The sequence below is a fragment of the Herbidospora cretacea genome, from assembly GCF_001570605.1.
GTDB lineage: Bacteria > Actinomycetota > Actinomycetes > Streptosporangiales > Streptosporangiaceae > Herbidospora > Herbidospora cretacea.
In genome coordinates this window covers 431,582-450,446 of the sequence record NZ_BBXG01000007.1, presented here as the reverse complement: position 1 = coordinate 450,446, position 18,865 = coordinate 431,582, and the positions used below count along the sequence as shown (strand labels likewise).

Genomic DNA, 18,865 nt, shown 5'->3' with positions numbered 1-18,865 from the left:
CAAGGCCGCCCACGCAAAAGGTCATAGTGAACCGACAAAGGAGTGTACGGCAACCCAGTGCGGAACGCGAAACGATCTCGCAGAACGGGCCCTCGTACACAACCGCTCTCCAGGATACCGCAAAACCGGGCCCACCCGTCCGGCACCGCCGACATGCCGGATCGGGTGGGCCCGGTGGCTCAGCGCCCGGGCGGCCCGCTCAGCCGGGTCGCCCGGCGGCCGAGGGACTCCCACCCGGCCGACAAAGATCACCTACCCGGGGACAACCCCGCCAACAGACCCGAAGGGCAAAGAGTCGGCATGAACAGGGCCCGCCCTTGTCAGGACGGGCCCGGGGTCGCTGGGCGGCCCAGTGGACGGCTCGGTGGGCGGCTTAGAAGGCGTCGCCCCAGCCACCGCAGTCGTCGAACTTGTTGACGCCCTCGCAGACGCGGAAGTCCACGTCCTTCACGAAGCCCTTCTTGAAGCCGAAGAACTTGTTGAACCGGTTGCCGTGGCCGAAGGAGTTGTTCTTGAAGAACTTCTGGTGGCTGCGGCCGAACTTGTCGGTGTAGCGGTACCAGACGTAGGTCCACTGACGGTCGCGGTCGGTGTCGAAGACGTCGCCGTAGAACCAGTAGTGGCCGCCGCTGTTGGTCCAGTAGCCCTTGAAGTAGGACTTGTGGCTCTTCTCGAAGCCGTTGCTCCAGTGCGAGTGGTACGGGCCGAAGAAGTGCTTCGACGAGGCCTGGGCGACGGTGCCGGTGGAGGTGGTGGCGCTGGCCGTGGCGGGAGCGGCCATGGCGCCGGCCATGAGGCCCGCGGCGAGAGCGGTACCGGCGAGAAGGCGGGGGAGCTTGCGCATTGTTCTGTCCTCCAGTGAGACCTTCCGGGGATGCTGCTCATCTCCGGACACCGCTCACATTAGGAAGACTCGACCCGCCGTTCTGTGGACGAATACGCACTCATCCCCGAGCGTGCACAACGGCACATTCAGGAGCCCAATTCCCGCTTTTTATCGCCATTCTGGCTTTGGTTCAGGGTCGCGATCAGCAGCACGATCCCCCACGGGCCCATCACCCACAGCGGCCAGGGATAGGGGGCGTCGCCGCTCGTGACGGTGATCATCAGCCAGATGAACCAGTTGATCCCGACGGCGGTCGCCCACACCCCCCAGGCCTCCCGCAGCTTCTTGGGATTGCCCTTGGCCTGCGGCTTCACCGGCTCGGGGCGGGCCGGCAGGTTCTTGAGGTCGATGTCGGGCAGATCGCGGGTGAGCACCTGGAGCTCGCCGAAGGTCTTGGCGGCGTAGGCCGCCTCCAGCCGTTCGCCGAACTCGTCGGCGTTCAGGCGGCCCTCCACCATGTGCTCCCGGAGGGCGGCCGCGACCTTCTCCCGGTCGGCGTCAGAAGCGCGCATCTCCGGACTGAATGCCATGGCCCAACCTCCAAATACGTCTTTTTACCAATTATGTCGCGGAGAACCGTTCCTTGCCGCCGTCGAGCGCAGTCAAAACCAACGGGCCTTCTTCGGTGACCGCCACGCTGTGCTCGAAATGCGCCGACGCCTTGCCGTCCTGGGTCACGACCGTCCAGTCGTCGGAGAGCACCCGGGTCTGGTCGGTGCCGAGGTTGACCATCGGCTCGATCGCCAGGCACATGCCGGCCTCCAGCTTCGGCCCCCGGCCGGGCTTGCCGTGGTTGGCCACCCACGGGTCCATGTGCATCTCGGTGCCGATGCCGTGGCCGCCGTACTCCTGGGGGATGCCGTAACGGCCCTGGGAGCGCACGTACTTCTCCACCCGGTGCCCGATGTCCGACAGGTGGACGCCCACCTTCAGCGCCGCGATCCCCGCCCACATGGCCTCCTCGGTCACCCGGATCAGCTCCAGCAGCTTGGCGTCGACCTCCCCCACCGGGACGGTGATCGCCGAGTCGCCGTGCCAGCCGTCGAGGATGGCGCCGCAGTCGATCGAGATGACGTCGCCCTCGCGCAGCGCACGCCGGTCGGTCGGGATCCCGTGGACGACCTCCTGGTTGACCGACGCGCAGATCGTCGCCGGGAAGCCCTGGTAGCCCTTGAAGGACGGGATCGCGCCCTCGTCCCTGATCGCCTTCTCGGCGATGGCGTCGAGGTCGAGCGGCGTGATGCCCGGCTCGACCGACCGCCTCAGCAGGTCGAGCGTGCGCCCGACGACCAGGCCGGCCGCGCGCATCTTGACGATCTGCTCGGGCGACTTGATCTGGATCCCGTGCTTGTTCTTCCGAAACATCCCGTAGGCACCCCTTGGGTGGATCATCTTTCAGGGGCATATGCCCGATTCAATACATTGTCCCCCACGAACAGGAACGCCACCCCACGCAAATCGTGGAGTGGCGTTCCGAGCGGGTCTACGCGCTCTTAGCTCTCGTCTTCGCTGTCCGGCTCCTGGGCCGGCCCACGGGTGAACCCGCGCAGCTCGGCCATCGCTCGGCCGGTGACCTCCTCGACCGGGCCGGTCGCGTCGACGCCGCGCAGGATGCCTTCGTCGGCGTAGAAGTTGACCAGCGGTGCCGTCTGCTCCTGGTAGACCTCCAGGCGGTGCCTGATGGTCTCCTCACGGTCGTCGTCACGCTGGAACAGCTCGCCGCCGCAGGCGTCGCAGACGCCTTCCTTCTTCGGCGGGTCGAAGTCGATGTGCCAGACCTTGCCACACGAGCGGCAGGTGCGCCGCCCGGCCAGGCGGCGGACCACCTCGTCGTCGTCGACGACGAGTTCCAGCACCAGGTCGAGCCCCGAACCCAAGTCAGCCAGCATCTTCTTGAGGACCTCGGCCTGCGCCACGTTCCGCGGGAAGCCGTCGAGCAGGAAACCGTCCTGCGCGTCGTCTTCGGCGAGGCGGCCGCGGACCATCGCGATCGTCACCTCGTCGGGAACCAGGTCCCCGCGGTCCATGTAGGTCTTGGCCAGCTTTCCGAGCTCCGTGCCACCCGACACGTTGGCGCGGAAAATGTCACCTGTCGAGATTTTCGGGATCGACAGATGCGATGCGATGAACTGGGCCTGCGTCCCCTTGCCCGCTCCGGGGGGCCCGACCAGGACGAGACGCACTATCTCAGGAAGCCCTCGTAGTTGCGCTGCTGGAGCTGGCTCTCAATCTGCTTCACCGTGTCGAGACCGACACCCACCATGATCAGAATGCTCGTTCCTCCGAACGGGAAGTTCTGGGAAGCGCCGGCCAGCGTGAGGGCGAAGATCGGGACCATGGAGATCAGGCCCAGATACAGCGACCCCGGCGCGGTCAACCGGGTGAGCACGTAGTTGAGGTACTCGGCGGTCGGCCGGCCCGGACGAATGCCCGGAATGAACCCACCGTACTTCTTCATGTTGTCGGCGACTTCAACGGGGTTGAAGGTGATGGACACGTAGAAGTACGTGAAGAACACGATCAGGAGGAAGAAGGTCGCCATGTAGATCGGCGTGTCACCCGAGCCGAAGTTCTGGGCGATCCACTCGACCACGGCGTTGCTCTCCTGGCTGTTGGCGAACAGCGTCACCAGCAGCTGAGGCAGGTAGAGCAGCGAGGAGGCGAAGATGACCGGGATGATGCCCGCCTGGTTGACCTTCAGCGGGATGTAGGTCGAGGTGCCGCCGTACATCCGGCGGCCGACCATGCGCTTGGCGTACTGCACCGGGATGCGGCGCTGGGCCTGCTCCACGAACACGACCGCGGCGATCATGAAGATACCGACGATCATGACGATGACGAAGGTGAACGCGCCCTTCGACCGGAAGATGTTCATCAGTTCCGACGGGAAGACCGCGATGATCTGCGTGAAGATCAGGATCGACATGCCGTTGCCGACGCCGCGGTCGGTGATGAGCTCACCGAGCCACATGATGACGGCCGTACCCGCGGTCATCGTGATGACCATGACGACGACCGTGAAGATGTCGTCGTTGAGCAGGATCGGGAGATCGTTGGCGGAGGTGCCGAACAGCTGCCCGGACCTGGCCAGCGCGACGAACGCCGTCGACTGGAGAATCGCCAAACCGATGGTGAGATAACGGGTATACTGCGTGATCTTCGCAGTTCCCGCCTGGCCCTCCTTCTTGAGAGCCTCGAGGCGGGGGATCACGACCGTCAACAGCTGCAGGATGATGCTGGCCGTGATGTAGGGCATGATGCCCAGCGCGAACACTGAAAGCTTCAGCAACGCGCCGCCACTGAAGAGCTGGACCATCCCATAAATACTGCTGAGTTCGCTAGATTGAGCCGCTTCCAGAGCCTTACGGGCGTTCTCCGTGTTCACACCGGGGGTCGGCAGCACCGAGCCCAGGCGGAAAATCACAATGATTCCCAGGGTGAAAAGCAGCTTCTTGCGCAGGTCCGGCGTCCGGAAAGCCCGGGTAAGAGCGGTTAGCACGGTCCCTCCTGCGCGCCAGAGACGCGGTAACGGTGAGCGATGGTGCGGGGGTCGTCCATCGACATGTCTTCTTGCGGTCTTGCCAATACAGCGGGTCTTACCAAAGCAAACGAGCGGTTTGACAGAGAGACTCGGCTCACTGTCCAGCGAACTCTAACGCACTACGGGCGCGGAGGCTCATAACGAGCCTCCGCGCCTCGTGATGCGTGAGGCCTACAGCTCCGTGGTGGAGCCGCCGGCCGCGGCGATCTTCTCCTTGGCGCTGGCGGAGAAGGCGTGCGCCTGCACGTTCAACGCCACGGAGATGTCGCCGGTTCCGAGAACCTTGACCAGTTCGTTCTTCCGGACCAGGCCGTTCGCCACCAGGTCGGCGACGGTCACGTCGCCACCGGAGGAGAAGACCTCGCCCAGCTTGTCAAGGTTGACGACCTGGTAGGTCGTCTTGAACAGGGCGTTGGAGAAGCCCTTCAGCTTCGGCAGCCGCCGCTGGAGCGGAACCTGGCCACCTTCGAAGCCGAGAGGCACGGTGGTACGGGAGCGGGAACCCTTCGTACCACGACCGGACGTCTTGCCCTTGGAGCCCTCGCCGCGGCCCTTGCGGACCTTGGCCTTGTTGGCGCCGGGGGCGGGACGCAGGTCATGAATCTTCAGCGGTGCGTTCTCAGTCATGACTAGTCGACCTCTTCAACCTCGACGAGGTGCGTCACGACGGCGACCATCCCGCGGATCTCGGGACGGTCCTCCTTCACGACGACGTCGCCGATTCGCTTCAGGCCAAGCGAACGCAGCGAGTCACGCTGGTTCTGCTTGCCACCGATCTTGGACCGGGTCTGCGTGATCTTCAGGCGGGCCATGGCTAGCTCCCCGCCTTCGCGGCGGCCGCGGCCTCGGCGAGACCCTCGGCGCGCGCCTTGAGCATCGCCTTGGGGGCGACGTCCTCGATCGGCAGACCACGGCGGGCGGCGATCTCCTCGGGGCGCGAGAGGCCCTTCAGAGCCGCCACGGTGGCGTGCACGATGTTGATCGGGTTGTCCGAGCCGAGCGACTTGGACAGCACGTCGTGAATCCCGGCGCACTCCAGGACGGCGCGCACCGGACCACCCGCGATGACACCGGTACCGGGCGAGGCCGGACGCAGCAGGACGACGCCGGCGGCGTCCTCCCCCTGCACGGTGTGCGGGATGGTGCCCTGGATGCGCGGCACCTTGAAGAAGTGCTTCTTGGCCTCTTCGACGCCCTTGGCGATCGCCGCGGGCACTTCCTTGGCCTTGCCGTAGCCGACACCGACGAGGCCGTTGCCGTCGCCGACGATGACCAGCGCGGTGAAGCTGAACCGCCGACCACCCTTGACGACCTTGGCCACGCGGTTGATCTTCACGACGCGCTCGATGTACGAGACGCCCTTGTCCTGGGCGCCACGGCCGCGGTCGTCACGACGTTCCCGCCGCTCGCCACCGCCGCCGGCACCGCGACGCGGAGCTCCAGCCATCAGTGGTTCCTCTTCTCATTGCTCATAGGACGGGTTGTCATCAGAAGCTCAACCCGCCTTCACGGGCGCTGTCCGCCAGAGCCGCGATGCGGCCCGCGTAGCGGTTGCCACCACGGTCGAACACGACCGCGGTGATCCCGGCGTCCTTGGCCCGCTGAGCGAGAAGCTCGCCGACCTTCTTCGCCTTCTCGGTCTTGTCGGCCTCCAGGGAACGCAGCTGGGCGTCCATGGTGGAGGCGCTCACGATCGTGTGGCCCTTGCCGTCGTCGACGATCTGCACGAACAGGTGCCGCGCGGACCGGTTCACGACCAGGCGCGGACGCTCGAGCGTGCCGACGACGTTCTTGCGCACACGACGGTGGCGGCGGGCTCGCGAAATGGCGCGAGCGGCGCTGTGCTTGCCGTACTTCGCAGCCATGACTACTTACCAGCCTTTCCGACCTTCTTGCGGACGACTTCGCCCTGGTAGCGCACGCCCTTGCCCTTGTAAGGGTCGGGCTTGCGCAGCTTGCGGATGTTGGCGGAGACCTCGCCAACCTTCTGCTTGTCGATCCCGTCCACGTGGAACAGGGTCGGACGCTCGACGCGGAAGGTGATGCCCTCCGGCGCGTCGATGATCACCGGGTGGCTGAAGCCGAGCGAGAACTCGAGCTGCGTCGGGCCCTTGGCCTGGACGCGGTAGCCGACGCCGATGATCTCCAACGTCTTCGAGTAACCCGAGGTCACACCGGTCACCATGTTGGCGATCAGCGTGCGGGACAGGCCGTGCAGAGCACGGACCTTGTTCTCGTCGTTGGGACGGGTGACGGCGAGATTGCCGTCGTCACCGCGCGAAACCTCGATGGGCTCGGCGACGGTGTGAGAAAGCGTGCCCTTCGGGCCCTTGACCTGGACACTCCGGCCGTCGATGGTGATGTCGACACCGCTCGGTACAGGGATGGGCAGCCGTCCGATTCGCGACATGCTGTGGTTCCTCCCCTCTTACCAGACGTAGGCGAGGACTTCCCCGCCCACTCCGCGCTTGCCGGCCTGCTTGTCAGTCATCAGGCCGCCGGACGTCGAGATGATCGCGACGCCCAGCCCGCCCAGGACTCGGGGCAGGTTGTCCTTCTTCGCGTAAACCCGCAGACCGGGCTTGGAAACCCGGCGGATGCCCGCGAGCGAACGCTCACGGGTCGGCCCGAACTTGAGCTCCACCACGAGGTTCTTGCCAACCTTGGCGTCTTCGACGCTCCAGGACTGGATGTAGCCCTCCTGCTGAAGGATCTCGGCGATGTGCGCCTTGATCTTCGAGTAGGGCATGGTGACGGTGTCGTGATAGGCCGAGTTCGCGTTCCGCAGACGCGTCAGCATGTCTGCGATCGGGTCGGTCATCGTCATGATCGATGGCCCTCCTCGCCGCGGTTTCCCAGAAATGAAGGGGACCTACGGCGTAGTGAACTTGCTCTGGAATTACCAGCTGGACTTGGTGATGCCGGGCAGCTCGCCCCGGTGCGCCATCTCACGGAAGCACACGCGGCAGAGTCCGAACTTGCGGTAGACGGCGCGGGGCCGGCCGCATCGCGAACAACGAGTGTACGCGCGGACTTCGAACTTCTGCTTGCGGGCCGCCTTGACCTTGAGCGACGTCTTCGCCATGGGATCAGGCCTCCTTGAACGGGAAACCGAGCAGCTTCAGCAGCGCGCGGCCCTCGTCGTCATTGCGGGCGGTCGTGACGACCGTGATGTCCATACCGCGCTGCCGGTCGACCTTGTCCTGGTCGATCTCGTGGAACATGACCTGCTCGGTGAGACCGAAGGTGTAGTTCCCGTGACCGTCGAACTGCTTGGGCGACAGGCCGCGGAAGTCGCGGATACGCGGCAGGGCCAGCGACAGCAGGCGGTCGAGGAACTCCCACATGCGGTCGCCACGCAGCGTGACGTGCGCGCCGATCGGCATGCCCTCACGCAGCTTGAACTGCGCGATCGACTTGCGGGCGCGGACGACGGCCGGCTTCTGGCCGGTGATGGCGGTGAGGTCGCGCACGGCGCCCTCGATCAGCTTGGAGTCGCGAGCGGCCTCGCCGACACCCATGTTCACCTTGATCTTGGTGAGACCCGGGGTCAGCATGACGTTCTCGATGCCGAACTGCTCGCGCAGCTGGGCCGCGATCTCCTCGCGGTACTTCTGCTTGAGGCGGGGGGTCACCCGCTCAGCGGTCTGGGCAGTCACTTGGCGTCCTCGTCCTTCGGCTTCTCGTCATCCTTGAGCTTCTTGACGTTGCTCACATGGATGGAGGCCTCCAGGGTGGTGACGCCGCCTTCCTTGGCGCCGCGGGGACCCTGGTTGGTCTCCTTCGAGTGCTTCTTGATCATGTTCACGCCGGCGACGATCACACGATCCTGGGACGGCAGCGCAGCGATGACGCGGCCCTTGGCGCCCTTGTCCTTACCCGCGATGACCTGAACCAGGTCACCCTTCTTCACGTGCAGCTTGCCCATTTAGAGCACCTCCGGCGCCAGCGAGATGATGCGCATGAACTTCTTGTCACGCAGCTCGCGGCCGACCGGCCCGAAAATACGCGTGCCCCGGGGGTCACCGCTGTCCTTGATGATGACCGCGGCGTTCTCGTCGAACTTGATGTACGAACCGTCCTGGCGACGGCGCTCCTTGACGGTGCGCACGATGACCGCCTTGACGACGTCACCCTTCTTGACACCGCCACCGGGGATGGCGTCCTTCACCGTCGCGACGATGATGTCGCCGATTCCGGCGTAGCGCCGCCCCGAGCCACCGAGAACGCGGATGCAGAGAATCTCCTTGGCACCCGTGTTGTCGGCGACCTTGAGTCGCGACTCCTGCTGAATCACAGCTGAACTCCTGATGTGTCGAGCCGGTTCTCGGGGAGACCCCGAGCCTGGCCGAACCTACATGTCTTGTCCCTCGTCGCCAGCCGGCCTCAGCCGACCGCCGCCGCGGGCGAGACTCCGGACGTGCCGGAGCCTCCTTGGACACCGTCATGGGGGCCGGGCCGAAGCACGGCCCCCACGAGGCGCGATCGCGTTATATTACTTGGCCCGCTCGAGAACCTCGACCACTCGCCAGCGCTTGGTCGCCGACAGCGGACGGGTCTCCATGAGGAGGACACGGTCGCCGACACCGGCGGTGTTCTCCTCGTCGTGAGCCTTGTACTTGGTCGTACGGCGGATGACCTTGCCGTACAGCGGGTGCTTCACGCGGTCCTCGACGGCGACGACGACGGTCTTGTCCATCTTGTCGCTGACGACCAGGCCCTCACGGGTCTTGCGGTAGTTCCGCGCGCTCTTGTCGGTGGTCTCGACGTTCTCAGTTGTTTCAGCCATCGCTCGGCTCCTTCTCGACCGTGACGATTCCAAGCTCGCGCTCGCGCATCACGGTGTAGATACGGGCGATCTCGCGGCGGACGGCGCGCAGCCGCCCGTGGCTCTCCAACTGTCCGGTCGCCGCCTGGAAGCGGAGGTTGAACAGCTCCTCCTTGGCCTCCTTGAGCTTCTGGACGAGCACCTCCCCGTCCTCCACGCGCAGCTCACCGGCGGTCAGGCCCTTAGCCATCACGCCTCACCCACTTCACGCTTGACGAACCGGCACTTCATGGGGAGCTTGTGGATGGCGCGGCGCATCGCCTCGCGGGCGATGGACTCCGGCACACCGGACAGCTCGAACATGACGCGGCCGGGCTTGACGTTGGCGATCCACCACTCGGGCGAACCCTTACCGGAACCCATGCGCGTTTCCGCGGGCTTCTTGGTGAGGGGACGGTCGGGGTAGATGTTGATCCACACCTTGCCGCCACGGCGGATGTGCCGGGTCATGGCGATACGAGCCGACTCGATCTGGCGGTTGGTCACGTAGGAGTGCTCAAGCGCCTGAATGCCGAACTCGCCGAACACGACCCGCGTGCCGCCCTTGGCGGCGCCGCTGCGGTCAGGCCGGTGCTGCTTGCGGTGCTTGACCCTGCGCGGGATCAGCATGGTCAGCTCCCTTCAGCACCCGGCTGCTCCGCCGGGCCGGTCTCGGGGGCGGCCTGAGCGGCCGCCTCATTGCGGGGGGCGCGGTCGCCACGACCGGCACCGGCGCCACGGCGCGGACGGTCGCCGCCGCCACGACGGGGACGCTCAGCGCCGCCGCCACCGCCACGACGGTCGTTGTCGCGACGCTGGCCACCGGCGCGGGCGCCGGCAGCGGCGGCCTCACGCTCGGCGCGCGAGGTCGGGGCTTCGCCCTTGTAGATCCAGACCTTCACGCCGATGCGGCCGAAGGTCGTCTTGGCCTCGTAGAAGCCGTAGTCGATGTCGGCGCGGAGCGTGTGCAGGGGCACGCGGCCCTCGCGGTAGAACTCCGAGCGCGACATCTCCGCGCCACCCAGACGACCCGAGCACGCGACCCGGATGCCCTTGGCGCCGCTCTTCATCGCCGACTGCATCGCCTTGCGCATGGCGCGACGGAACGAGACACGGCTGGAGAGCTGCTCGGCCACACCCTGTGCGACCAGCTGCGCGTCGATCTCGGGGTTCTTGACCTCGAGAATGTTGAGCTGAACCTGCTTCTTGGTCAGCTTCTCCAGATCGCCGCGGATGCGGTCGGCCTCCGCACCACGACGGCCGATGACGATGCCCGGCCGGGCGGTGTGGATGTCGACCTGGACGCGGTCGGTCGTGCGCTCGATCTCGACCTTGGAGATACCGGCCCGCTCCATGCCCTTCTGCAGCATGCGGCGGATCGACACGTCCTCGGCGACGTACGACTTGTAGAGCTTGTCGGCGTACCACCGGCTCTTGAAGTCGGTCGTGATGCCGAGGCGGAACCCGTGCGGGTTGACCTTCTGACCCACTAGCGGGCCCTCCCCTTCGGCTCGCGGGACTCCACGATCACGGTGATGTGGCTGGTCCGCTTGTTGATCCGATAGGCGCGACCCTGAGCGCGGGGGCGGAACCGCTTGAGCGTCGGGCCCTCATCGACCCACGCGCGGCTCACGACCAGCGTCTCGCGGTCGAGCTTGAAGTTGTGCTCCGCGTTCGCGATAGCGGACGAGAGGACCTTGAAAACGGTCTCGCTCGCCGCCTGCGGCGCGAACTGCAGCACGGCCTGCGCCTCCGAAGCGCCCAGGCCGCGAATGAGGTCCACCACGCGGCGGGCCTTCCGGGGCGTGTGGCGCGCGAACCGCGCCTGTGCCCTGGCTTCCATCGCTGTCTCCTATTGCTTTTCGAAGGACGCTTACCGCCGGCTGCGGCGGTCTTCCTTGACGTGGCTGCGGAACGTCCGCGTGGGGGCGAACTCTCCGAGCTTGTGACCGATCATCGACTCGGTGACGAACACCGGGACGTGCTTGCGGCCGTCGTGCACGGCGATCGTGTGGCCCAGCATGTCGGGCACGATCATGGAGCGCCGCGACCACGTCTTGATGACGTTCTTGGTGCCCTTCTCGTTCTGGACGTCGACCTTCTTCTGAAGGTGGTCGTCCACGAAGGGACCCTTCTTAAGGCTACGTGGCATTTCGGCTGCTCCTACCGCTTCTTCCTCTTGCTCCGACGCCGGATGATCAGCCGGTCGCTGGCCTTGTTGGCCTGACGGGTGCGGCCCTCGGGCTTGCCCTTCGGGTTCACCGGGTGGCGACCACCGGAGGTCTTGCCCTCACCACCGCCGTGCGGGTGGTCAACCGGGTTCATCGCGACACCACGGACGGTCGGGCGCTTGCCCTTCCACCGCATACGGCCGGCCTTACCCCAGTTGATGTTGGCCTGCTCGGCGTTGCCGACCTGGCCGATCGACGCCCGGCAGCGGATGTCGACCTGGCGCATCTCACCGGACGGCATACGCAGCGTGGCGTACATGCCCTCCTTGGCGAGGAGCTGGATCTGCGCGCCGGCGCTGCGGCCGAGCTTGGCGCCACCACCCGGACGGAGCTCCACCGCGTGGATGAAGGTACCGGTCGGGATGTTGCGGAGCGGCAGGCAGTTGCCGGGCTTGATGTCGGCCCCGGGGCCGTTCTCGATGCGGTCACCCTGCTTGATGCCGGTCGGCGCGAGGATGTAGCGCTTCTCACCGTCGGCGTAGTGCAGCAGGGCGATGCGGGAGGTGCGGTTCGGGTCGTACTCGATGTGAGCGACCTTGGCCGGGATCCCGTCCTTGTCGTGGCGTCGGAAGTCGATGATCCGGTACGCCCGCTTGTGGCCGCCGCCCTGGTGGCGAGCGGTGACCCGCCCGTGGACGTTACGGCCGCCCTTGCTGTGCAGGGGAGCAAGCAGCGACTTCTCGGGCGTGCTGCGCGTGATCTCGGCGAAGTCCGAGACGCTCGCGCCGCGTCGACCCGGGGTCGTCGGCTTGTATTTACGGATGCCCATCTTTTTCGTTCATCCCTGTCTAATTGCCGTGCCTATCGGCACGGCGGGTTTGCCCGCCTTCAGCGGGTGTCTTCCCTCGTCGCTCCGGGTCGCTTCGCTCCCCTACGCTCCTCAGTCCAGACACCCGCGCGGGCAAACAACCACCTACACGTCTGGCCTGTCGCTAAAAGCGATCAAGCCCTGATCAGCCGATTTGGCCGAAGATGTCGATGCGCTCGCCCTCGGCAAGGCTGACGATCGCTCGCTTGGTACCCGGGCGCTCGCCGTAGCCGAACTTGGTGCGCTTGCGCTTGCCCTGGCGGTTGATGGTGTTGACGCCGGTGACCTTCACACCGAAGATCTGCTCGATGGCGATCTTCACCTGCGTCTTGTTCACACCCTGCTTGACCAGGAAGGTGTACTTGTTGTGCTCGTCGATCAGGCCGTAGCTCTTCTCGGAGACGATCGGCTTGATGATGATGTCGCGCGGGTCGGTGATCTTCTCCATCAGGCGTCTTCCTTCCCGCTCTTCTCCAGGCGCGCCACGACGTCGTCGTAGGCCTCCTTGGTGAAGACGATGGCGTCGCTGCACAGCACGTCGTACGTGTTGAGCTGGCCGGCGTCCAGGAGGTGGACCTCCGGGGCGTTGCGCAGGCTCAGCCAGGTGAGCTCGTCGTGCTCCGTGACGACCACGAGCACGCTGCGCGAGCCGGTGATCTTGCGGAGCGCCTCGAGCGCGCTCTTGGTCTTCGGCGTCTCGCCGCTGACCAGGGAGCTCACGACGTGGACGAGGTTGCCGCCGGCCCGGTCGGACAGGGCCTGGCGCAGCGCCGCGGCCTTCATCTTCTTGGGCGTCCGCTGCTCGTAGGAGCGCGGCTGCGGACCGTGGACGGTGCCACCGCCGGTGAACTGCGGCGCACGGGTCGAACCCTGGCGGGCGCGGCCGGTGCCCTTCTGGCGGTACGGCTTCTTGCCACCGCCGCGGACGTCGCCGCGGGTCTTGGTGGCGTGCGTGCCCTGGCGGCGCGCGGCCAGCTGGGCCACGACGACCTGGTGGATCAGCGGCACGTTGACCTTGGCGCCGAAGATGCTCTCGGGCAGGTCGATCGAGTCGCCGGTCTTGGCGCCGCTCGCGTCGAGGACGTCAATGGTGCTCACTTGGCAGCCCCCTTCTTGGCAGCGGTGCGGATGAGGACCAGGCTGCCGTTCGCGCCGGGGATCGCACCCTTGATCAGGATGAGGCCCTTCTCGGCGTCGACGGCGTGCACCTTCAGGCTCTGGATGGTGGTGCGGACGTTGCCCATCCGACCGGCCATGCGCAGGCCCTTGAAGACGCGGCCCGGGGTGGCGCAGCCACCGATGGAGCCGGGCGAGCGGTGCTTGCGCTGGGTACCGTGCGAAGCGCCCAGGCCCTTGAAGCCGTGACGCTTCATGACACCCGCGAAGCCCTTGCCCTTGCTCTTGCCGGTGACGTCCACGAACTGGCCGGCCTCGAAGGTGCCGGCGGTGACTTCCTGGCCGAGCGTGTACTCGGCGGCGTCGTCGGTGCGGACCTCGACGAAGAAGCGGCGCGGGGTGATGTCGTGCTTGCGCAGGTAGTCGCCCAGGGGCTTGTTCACCTTGCGCGGGTCGATCTGGCCGAAGCCGAGCTGAACGGCGGAGTAGCCGTCGCGCTCCGGAGTGCGGACCCGGGTCACCACGCACGGACCGGCCTCCACGACGGTGACCGGGACGATCCGGTTGCCCTCGTCGAAGACCTGGGTCATGCCGAGCTTCTTGCCCAGGACGCCCTTGATCTGGTTAGCCATGTCAGTGCGTTCCCTCAGAGCTTGATCGAGATGTCGACGCCGGCAGGCAGGTCGAGCCGCATGAGCGAGTCGACGGTCTTGGGCGTCGGGTCGATGATGTCAATCAGCCGCTTGTGCGTGCGCATCTCAAAGTGCTCGCGGCTGTCCTTGTACTTGTGCGGCGAACGGATCACGCAGTACACGTTCTTCTCGGTCGGCAGGGGCACCGGGCCCGCGACCTTCGCGCCCGTACGCGTCACCGTCTCGACGATCTTCTTGGCCGAGCTGTCGATGACCTCGTGGTCATAGGCCTTGAGCCGAATGCGGATCTTCTGTCCCGCCATAATGGCCTCGGTGTCCTTCGCTGTCGTCTGAACAAGTAACGTGCGGCAGGTTGCCGCTATGTGTCCGTGATCCGGCAGTCACTTCGGGAATCCGAAGCGGCTGCGGGATCACGGCGGGTGGAGCAGTGTGATGGCCGGGTCCGTGGGGACCCGGCCATCGGGTACTACTTGATGATCTTGACCACGTTGCCGGCGCCGACCGTACGGCCACCCTCACGGATGGCGAACTTGAGGCCGTCCTCCATGGCGATGGGCTGGATCAGCTGGACGGTCATCTCGGTGTTGTCACCGGGCATGACCATCTCGGTGCCCTCGGGCAGGTTCACAACACCGGTCACGTCAGTCGTACGGAAGTAGAACTGCGGACGGTAGTTGTTGAAGAACGGCGTGTGGCGGCCGCCCTCGTCCTTGCTCAGGATGTAGACCTGGGCCTCGAACTCGGTGTGCGGGGTGGTCGTGCCCGGCTTGATGATGCACTGGCCGCGCTCGACGTCCTCACGCTTGATGCCGCGGAGGAGCAGACCGACGTTGTCGCCCGCCTGGCCCTCGTCGAGGAGCTTGCGGAACATCTCGACGCCGGTGACGGTCGTCGTGGTGTGCTTCTCCTTGATGCCGATGATGTCGACGGTCTCGTTGACCTTGACGACACCACGCTCGATACGGCCGGTGACGACCGTACCGCGACCGGTGATCGAGAAGACGTCCTCGATCGGCATCAGGAACGGACGGTCGATCGCGCGGGTGGGCTCCGGCACGTTCTCGTCGACCGCGGTCATGAGCTCGATGATCGAGTCGCCCCACTTCTCGTCGCCCTCGAGCGCCTTCAGCGCCGAGACGCGGACGACGGGCAGGTCGTCGCCGGGGAACTCCTGAGCGGAGAGCAGCTCGCGGACCTCGAGCTCGACGAGCTCCAGGATCTCCTCGTCGTCCACCATGTCGGCCTTGTTGAGGGCCACGACGATGTAGGGGACGCCGACCTGGCGCGCCAGGAGGACGTGCTCCTTCGTCTGGGGCATCGGGCCGTCAGTGGCGGCGACCACCAGGATGGCGCCGTCCATCTGCGCCGCACCGGTGATCATGTTCTTGACGTAGTCGGCGTGACCAGGGCAGTCGACGTGCGCGTAGTGGCGCTTCTCAGTCTGGTACTCGACGTGGGCGATCGAGATCGTGATCCCGCGGGCCTTCTCCTCGGGCGCCTTGTCGATCTTGTCGAACGGGGTCGCCTCGTTGATCTGCGGGAAACGGTCGTGAAGCACCTTGGTGATCGCCGCGGTCAGAGTCGTCTTGCCGTGGTCGATGTGCCCAATGGTGCCGATGTTCACGTGCGGCTTGTTCCGCTCGAACTTGGCCTTGGCCACTGGTCTGTCTCCTTAGAGATTTCTGACTGACTTCATTCGCCAGGTCCCACCGGCCGCGAGAGCGGCCGGTGGTTAGCGACGGAATTACTCGCCGCGGACCTTCGCGACGATCTCCTTGGCGATGCCCGGAGGCACTTCCGCGTAGGAGTCGAACTGCATGCTGTAGCTCGCGCGCCCCTGCGTCTTGCTACGCAGGTCGCCCACGTAGCCGAACATCTCGGAGAGCGGAACAAGGGCCTTGACGACACGGGCACCGGCCCGCTCGTCCATGGCCTGGATCTGCCCGCGACGACCGTTGAGGTCGCCGATGACGTCACCCATGTAGTCCTCGGGCGTGGTGACCTCGACGGCCATCATCGGTTCGAGGAGAACGGGGTCGGCCTTGCGCGCGGCCTCCTTGAAGACCATCGAGCCGGCCATCTTGAAGGCCATTTCGGACGAGTCGACCTCGTGGTAGGCGCCGTCCTGAAGGGTGACCTTGACGCCCACCATCGGGTAGCCGGCCAGGACGCCGAACTCGGCGGCCTGCTGGGCGCCCGCGTCGACCGACGGGATGTACTCCCGCGGGATGCGACCGCCCGTGACCTTGTTCTCGAACTCGTAACCGTCATTGCCCTCGCCCAGCGGCTCAAGGTCGATGAGGACCTTGGCGAACTGGCCAGAACCACCGGTCTGCTTCTTGTGCGTGTAGTCGATCTTCTCCACCTTGCGGCGGATCGTCTCGCGGTACGCGACCTGGGGACGACCGACGTTCGCCTCGACCTTGAACTCTCGGCGCATGCGGTCGACCAGGATCTCCAGGTGAAGCTCGCCCATGCCGTGGATCACGGTCTGGCCGGTCTCCTCGTCGCGGCGGACCTGGAAGGACGGGTCCTCCTCCGCCAGACGCTGGATCGCGGTGCCGAGCTTCTCCTGGTCGCCCTTGGTCTTCGGCTCGATCGCGACGCTGATGACCGGCGCCGGGAACGTCATCGACTCAAGAACGACCTGCTGCTGGAGGTCGGACAGGGTGTCACCCGTCGTGGTGTCCTTCAGGCCCATCACGGCGACGATCTGACCGGCGACCGCGGACGGCCGCTCCTCACGCTTGTTGGCGTGCATCTGGTAGATCTTGCCGATCCGCTCCTTCTTCCCCTTCACCGAGTTGATCACGGTCGTGCCGGATTCAAGGGTGCCGGAGTAGAGGCGGATGTAGGTGAGCTTGCCCAGGTGGGGGTCGCTCATGATCTTAAAGGCGAGCGCCGAGAAGGGCTCGGTCACGTCGGGGCGACGCTCGACGACCTTCTCCTCGTCGTTGACCGCGTGGCCCTTGAAGGCCGGGATGTCGGTCGGCGCCGGGAGGTAGGCGACGATCGCGTCGAGCAGGGGCTGCACGCCCTTGTTCTTGAACGCGGTGCCGCACAGGACCGGGTTGATCGAGCTCGTCAGCGTGGCGCGGCGGATGGCCGCGATCAGCTGCTCCTCGGTGGGCTCGATGCCCTCGAGGAAGAGCTCCATCAGCTCGTCGTCGTTCTCAGCCACGGTCTCGACCAGACGGTCGCGCCACTCACGAGCGGTCTCGGCGTGGTCGGCCGGGATGTCGACGGTGTCGTACATCTCGCCCTTGGCCGCCTCGGCGCTCCAGATCAGGCCCTTCATCTTCACCAGGTCGATGACGCCCTTGAAGTCGGCCTCGACGCCCCAGGGAAGCTGGATGACCGCGGGGGTCGCGCCCAGCCGGCTGATCATCATGTCGACGCAGCGGTGGAACTCCGCGCCGACCCGGTCCATCTTGTTGACGAAGCAGATACGGGGGACGTCGTAGCGGTCGGCCTGACGCCAGACCGTCTCCGACTGCGGCTCCACCCCGGCGACACCGTCGAACACCGCGACGGCACCGTCGAGGACGCGCAGCGAGCGCTCCACCTCGATGGTGAAGTCGACGTGGCCGGGGGTGTCGATGATGTTGATGGTGTGGCCGAGCCACTCACAGGTCGTCGCGGCAGACGTGATCGTGATGCCGCGCTCCTGCTCCTGCTCCATCCAGTCCATCGTGGCAGCGCCCTCGTGGACTTCACCGATCTTGTAGTTGATACCGGTGTAGAACAGGATGCGCTCGGTCGTGGTGGTCTTGCCCGCGTCGATGTGGGCCATGATCCCGATGTTCCGGACCTTGGCCAGGTCAAGCGTGGTCGCCACTTCTCTCGCGTCCTCGTCGTCTCGTCGAAAATCCGCCGACTACCAGCGGTAGTGGGCGAAGGCCTTGTTGGACTCGGCCATCTTGTGGGTGTCCTCGCGCTTCTTCACGCTCGCCCCGAGGCCGTTGCTGGCGTCGAGGAGCTCGTTCATGAGGCGCTCGGTCATGGTCTTCTCGCGGCGTGCGCGCGAGTACTGCACCAGCCAGCGGAGGGCCAGCGTGGTGCTGCGCGCGGCGCGGACCTCGACCGGGACCTGGTAGGTCGCGCCACCGACACGGCGGCTGCGGACCTCGAGGGTCGGCTTCACGTTGTCCAGGGCGCGCTTCAGCGTGACGACCGGGTCGTTGCCGGTCTTGTCCTTGCAGCCCTCGAGGGCGCCGTACACGATCGACTGGGCGATCGAGCGCTTGCCGTCGAGGAGAACCTTGTTGATCAGGGCGGTGACCAGCGGCGAGTTGAACACCGGGTCGGCCATGAGCTGGCGGCGGCCAGGAGAACCCTTGCGAGGCATTACTTCTTCTCCTTCTTGGCGCCGTAGCGAGAACGAGCCTGCTTGCGGTTGCGGACGCCCTGGGTGTCCAGCGAACCACGAATGATCTTGTAGCGAACGCCGGGGAGGTCCTTCACACGACCGCCACGAACGAGCACGATGCTGTGCTCCTGGAGGTTGTGGCCGACGCCGGGGATGTAGGCGGTGACCTCGATGCCGTTGGTCAGGCGAACACGCGCGACCTTGCGAAGCGCCGAGTTCGGCTTCTTCGGAGTGGTGGTGTAGACGCGGGTGCAGACCCCACGTCGCTGAGGACTGCCCTTGAGAGCAGGAGTCTTGGTCTTGGAGACCTTGTCCTGCCGGCCCTTTCGGACCAACTGCTGAATCGTGGGCACTACAACAACTCCGTTTCGTGCCTTGGCCGGTGAGACGTGAACGTGCATTTCGCAGGTACTGCCGGTGTCATGACCTGCTGGTTTTCCCTCTCCGCCGACCC

30 protein-coding genes are annotated in these 18,865 nt (G+C 65.9%); all 30 read right to left on the bottom strand.

The window, feature by feature from the left end; all coding sequences use genetic code 11:
* Positions 1–373: 373 nt before the first annotated feature.
* Positions 374–844 carry a hypothetical protein gene (locus AW270_RS16735; protein ID WP_061295252.1) on the bottom strand — a complete coding sequence of 157 codons (471 nt, stop codon included), beginning with the start codon at positions 842–844 and terminating at the stop codon, positions 374–376.
* Between the two features lie 128 nt (positions 845–972).
* Complete coding sequence (locus tag AW270_RS16730) at positions 973–1,416, bottom strand: DUF1707 SHOCT-like domain-containing protein (RefSeq protein WP_061295251.1); 444 nt, start codon at positions 1,414–1,416, stop codon at positions 973–975.
* 31 nt (positions 1,417–1,447) lie between these two features.
* A complete protein-coding gene (map, locus tag AW270_RS16725; RefSeq protein ID WP_061295250.1) occupies positions 1,448–2,251 on the bottom strand; it encodes a type I methionyl aminopeptidase in 804 nt (267 codons plus the stop codon).
* Between the two features lie 128 nt (positions 2,252–2,379).
* Complete coding sequence (locus tag AW270_RS16720) at positions 2,380–3,069, bottom strand: adenylate kinase (RefSeq protein WP_061295249.1); 690 nt, start codon at positions 3,067–3,069, stop codon at positions 2,380–2,382.
* Complete coding sequence (gene secY / locus AW270_RS16715; RefSeq protein WP_061295248.1) at positions 3,069–4,385, bottom strand: preprotein translocase subunit SecY; 1,317 nt, start codon at positions 4,383–4,385, stop codon at positions 3,069–3,071. The genes AW270_RS16720 and secY overlap by 1 nt, the downstream gene beginning before the upstream one ends.
* A 213-nt stretch (positions 4,386–4,598) precedes the next feature.
* Positions 4,599–5,054: a 50S ribosomal protein L15 gene (gene rplO, locus AW270_RS16710; RefSeq protein ID WP_061295247.1), complete on the bottom strand. Its 456-nt coding sequence runs from the start codon at positions 5,052–5,054 to the stop codon at positions 4,599–4,601.
* Between the two features lie 2 nt (positions 5,055–5,056).
* Positions 5,057–5,239 carry a 50S ribosomal protein L30 gene (gene rpmD, locus AW270_RS16705; protein WP_030451484.1) on the bottom strand — a complete coding sequence of 61 codons (183 nt, stop codon included), beginning with the start codon at positions 5,237–5,239 and terminating at the stop codon, positions 5,057–5,059.
* Positions 5,240–5,241: 2 nt separating this feature from the next.
* Positions 5,242–5,874 carry a 30S ribosomal protein S5 gene (gene rpsE, locus AW270_RS16700; protein WP_061295246.1) on the bottom strand — a complete coding sequence of 211 codons (633 nt, stop codon included), beginning with the start codon at positions 5,872–5,874 and terminating at the stop codon, positions 5,242–5,244.
* Between the two features lie 40 nt (positions 5,875–5,914).
* Positions 5,915–6,292 (bottom strand): 50S ribosomal protein L18, encoded by a 378-nt coding sequence (gene rplR, locus AW270_RS16695; RefSeq protein ID WP_061295245.1) that lies wholly within the window; start codon positions 6,290–6,292, stop codon positions 5,915–5,917.
* 2 nt (positions 6,293–6,294) lie between these two features.
* Positions 6,295–6,837, bottom strand: a complete 543-nt coding sequence (gene rplF / locus AW270_RS16690) for a 50S ribosomal protein L6 (RefSeq protein ID WP_061295244.1) — start codon at positions 6,835–6,837, stop codon at positions 6,295–6,297.
* 18 nt (positions 6,838–6,855) lie between these two features.
* Positions 6,856–7,254 (bottom strand): 30S ribosomal protein S8, encoded by a 399-nt coding sequence (gene rpsH, locus AW270_RS16685; protein WP_061295243.1) that lies wholly within the window; start codon positions 7,252–7,254, stop codon positions 6,856–6,858.
* A 72-nt stretch (positions 7,255–7,326) separates the two neighbouring features.
* Positions 7,327–7,512 (bottom strand): type Z 30S ribosomal protein S14, encoded by a 186-nt coding sequence (locus AW270_RS16680; protein ID WP_030451489.1) that lies wholly within the window; start codon positions 7,510–7,512, stop codon positions 7,327–7,329.
* Positions 7,513–7,516: 4 nt separating this feature from the next.
* Positions 7,517–8,086, bottom strand: a complete 570-nt coding sequence (gene rplE, locus AW270_RS16675; RefSeq protein ID WP_061295242.1) for a 50S ribosomal protein L5 — start codon at positions 8,084–8,086, stop codon at positions 7,517–7,519.
* A complete protein-coding gene (rplX, locus tag AW270_RS16670) occupies positions 8,083–8,346 on the bottom strand; it encodes a 50S ribosomal protein L24 (RefSeq protein ID WP_218009242.1) in 264 nt (87 codons plus the stop codon). The genes rplE and rplX overlap by 4 nt, the downstream gene beginning before the upstream one ends.
* Before the next feature lie 9 nt (positions 8,347–8,355).
* Positions 8,356–8,724, bottom strand: a complete 369-nt coding sequence (gene rplN / locus AW270_RS16665) for a 50S ribosomal protein L14 (protein WP_030451492.1) — start codon at positions 8,722–8,724, stop codon at positions 8,356–8,358.
* A gap of 198 nt (positions 8,725–8,922) precedes the next feature.
* Positions 8,923–9,216, bottom strand: coding sequence for a 30S ribosomal protein S17 (gene rpsQ / locus AW270_RS16660; RefSeq protein ID WP_061295240.1), 294 nt, complete (start codon positions 9,214–9,216; stop codon positions 8,923–8,925).
* The gene (rpmC, locus tag AW270_RS16655) at positions 9,209–9,445 is read right to left on the bottom strand and encodes a 50S ribosomal protein L29 (RefSeq protein ID WP_030451494.1); all 237 of its coding nucleotides are present in this window, start codon (positions 9,443–9,445) and stop codon (positions 9,209–9,211) included. The genes rpsQ and rpmC overlap by 8 nt, the downstream gene beginning before the upstream one ends.
* Entirely contained in the window at positions 9,445–9,864 is a 420-nt protein-coding gene (gene rplP, locus AW270_RS16650; RefSeq protein WP_061295239.1) for a 50S ribosomal protein L16, read from the bottom strand. Before rplP ends, rpmC begins: the two co-directional genes overlap by 1 nt.
* Positions 9,865–9,866: 2 nt before the next feature.
* Positions 9,867–10,724 carry a 30S ribosomal protein S3 gene (rpsC, locus tag AW270_RS16645; protein WP_061295238.1) on the bottom strand — a complete coding sequence of 286 codons (858 nt, stop codon included), beginning with the start codon at positions 10,722–10,724 and terminating at the stop codon, positions 9,867–9,869.
* A complete protein-coding gene (rplV, locus tag AW270_RS16640) occupies positions 10,724–11,077 on the bottom strand; it encodes a 50S ribosomal protein L22 (protein ID WP_061295237.1) in 354 nt (117 codons plus the stop codon). The genes rpsC and rplV overlap by 1 nt, the downstream gene beginning before the upstream one ends.
* 30 nt (positions 11,078–11,107) lie before the next feature.
* Positions 11,108–11,386 (bottom strand): 30S ribosomal protein S19, encoded by a 279-nt coding sequence (gene rpsS, locus AW270_RS16635; RefSeq protein WP_012887835.1) that lies wholly within the window; start codon positions 11,384–11,386, stop codon positions 11,108–11,110.
* Between the two features lie 11 nt (positions 11,387–11,397).
* Positions 11,398–12,234, bottom strand: coding sequence for a 50S ribosomal protein L2 (gene rplB, locus AW270_RS16630; protein ID WP_061295236.1), 837 nt, complete (start codon positions 12,232–12,234; stop codon positions 11,398–11,400).
* 184 nt (positions 12,235–12,418) lie between these two features.
* A complete protein-coding gene (gene rplW / locus AW270_RS16625; protein WP_061295235.1) occupies positions 12,419–12,721 on the bottom strand; it encodes a 50S ribosomal protein L23 in 303 nt (100 codons plus the stop codon).
* Entirely contained in the window at positions 12,721–13,371 is a 651-nt protein-coding gene (gene rplD, locus AW270_RS16620; protein WP_061295234.1) for a 50S ribosomal protein L4, read from the bottom strand. Before rplD ends, rplW begins: the two co-directional genes overlap by 1 nt.
* Positions 13,368–14,021 (bottom strand): 50S ribosomal protein L3, encoded by a 654-nt coding sequence (gene rplC / locus AW270_RS16615; protein ID WP_061295233.1) that lies wholly within the window; start codon positions 14,019–14,021, stop codon positions 13,368–13,370. The genes rplD and rplC overlap by 4 nt, the downstream gene beginning before the upstream one ends.
* Positions 14,022–14,035: 14 nt before the next feature.
* Positions 14,036–14,344, bottom strand: coding sequence for a 30S ribosomal protein S10 (gene rpsJ, locus AW270_RS16610; RefSeq protein ID WP_012887830.1), 309 nt, complete (start codon positions 14,342–14,344; stop codon positions 14,036–14,038).
* A 164-nt stretch (positions 14,345–14,508) separates the two neighbouring features.
* Entirely contained in the window at positions 14,509–15,702 is a 1,194-nt protein-coding gene (gene tuf / locus AW270_RS16605; RefSeq protein ID WP_061295232.1) for an elongation factor Tu, read from the bottom strand.
* Positions 15,703–15,786: 84 nt separating this feature from the next.
* Entirely contained in the window at positions 15,787–17,880 is a 2,094-nt protein-coding gene (gene fusA, locus AW270_RS16600) for an elongation factor G (protein WP_218009233.1), read from the bottom strand.
* A 39-nt stretch (positions 17,881–17,919) separates the two neighbouring features.
* Positions 17,920–18,390 carry a 30S ribosomal protein S7 gene (gene rpsG / locus AW270_RS16595; RefSeq protein ID WP_061295231.1) on the bottom strand — a complete coding sequence of 157 codons (471 nt, stop codon included), beginning with the start codon at positions 18,388–18,390 and terminating at the stop codon, positions 17,920–17,922.
* A complete protein-coding gene (gene rpsL, locus AW270_RS16590) occupies positions 18,390–18,764 on the bottom strand; it encodes a 30S ribosomal protein S12 (protein WP_030451506.1) in 375 nt (124 codons plus the stop codon). Before rpsL ends, rpsG begins: the two co-directional genes overlap by 1 nt.
* Positions 18,765–18,865 lie beyond the last annotated feature (101 nt).

Bases quoted from the DNA above. Each gene is read 5' to 3' on its own strand.
- AW270_RS16735 (WP_061295252.1), bottom strand. From the start codon at position 844: ATGCGCAAGCTCCCCCGCCTTCTCGCCGGTACCGCTCTCGCCGCGGGC.
- AW270_RS16730 (WP_061295251.1), bottom strand. From the start codon at position 1,416: ATGGCATTCAGTCCGGAGATGCGCGCTTCTGACGCCGACCGGGAGAAG.
- map (WP_061295250.1), bottom strand. From the start codon at position 2,251: ATGTTTCGGAAGAACAAGCACGGGATCCAGATCAAGTCGCCCGAGCAG.
- rplO (WP_061295247.1), bottom strand. From the start codon at position 5,054: ATGACTGAGAACGCACCGCTGAAGATTCATGACCTGCGTCCCGCCCCC.
- rpmD (WP_030451484.1), bottom strand. From the start codon at position 5,239: ATGGCCCGCCTGAAGATCACGCAGACCCGGTCCAAGATCGGTGGCAAG.
- rpsE (WP_061295246.1), bottom strand. From the start codon at position 5,874: ATGGCTGGAGCTCCGCGTCGCGGTGCCGGCGGCGGTGGCGAGCGGCGG.
- rplR (WP_061295245.1), bottom strand. From the start codon at position 6,292: ATGGCTGCGAAGTACGGCAAGCACAGCGCCGCTCGCGCCATTTCGCGA.
- rplF (WP_061295244.1), bottom strand. From the start codon at position 6,837: ATGTCGCGAATCGGACGGCTGCCCATCCCTGTACCGAGCGGTGTCGAC.
- rpsH (WP_061295243.1), bottom strand. From the start codon at position 7,254: ATGACGATGACCGACCCGATCGCAGACATGCTGACGCGTCTGCGGAAC.
- AW270_RS16680 (WP_030451489.1), bottom strand. From the start codon at position 7,512: ATGGCGAAGACGTCGCTCAAGGTCAAGGCGGCCCGCAAGCAGAAGTTC.
- rpsQ (WP_061295240.1), bottom strand. From the start codon at position 9,216: ATGGCTGAAACAACTGAGAACGTCGAGACCACCGACAAGAGCGCGCGG.
- rpmC (WP_030451494.1), bottom strand. From the start codon at position 9,445: ATGGCTAAGGGCCTGACCGCCGGTGAGCTGCGCGTGGAGGACGGGGAG.
- rplP (WP_061295239.1), bottom strand. From the start codon at position 9,864: ATGCTGATCCCGCGCAGGGTCAAGCACCGCAAGCAGCACCGGCCTGAC.
- rplV (WP_061295237.1), bottom strand. From the start codon at position 11,077: ATGGAAGCCAGGGCACAGGCGCGGTTCGCGCGCCACACGCCCCGGAAG.
- rpsS (WP_012887835.1), bottom strand. From the start codon at position 11,386: ATGCCACGTAGCCTTAAGAAGGGTCCCTTCGTGGACGACCACCTTCAG.
- rplB (WP_061295236.1), bottom strand. From the start codon at position 12,234: ATGGGCATCCGTAAATACAAGCCGACGACCCCGGGTCGACGCGGCGCG.
- rplW (WP_061295235.1), bottom strand. From the start codon at position 12,721: ATGGAGAAGATCACCGACCCGCGCGACATCATCATCAAGCCGATCGTC.
- rplC (WP_061295233.1), bottom strand. From the start codon at position 14,021: ATGGCTAACCAGATCAAGGGCGTCCTGGGCAAGAAGCTCGGCATGACC.
- rpsJ (WP_012887830.1), bottom strand. From the start codon at position 14,344: ATGGCGGGACAGAAGATCCGCATTCGGCTCAAGGCCTATGACCACGAG.
- rpsG (WP_061295231.1), bottom strand. From the start codon at position 18,390: ATGCCTCGCAAGGGTTCTCCTGGCCGCCGCCAGCTCATGGCCGACCCG.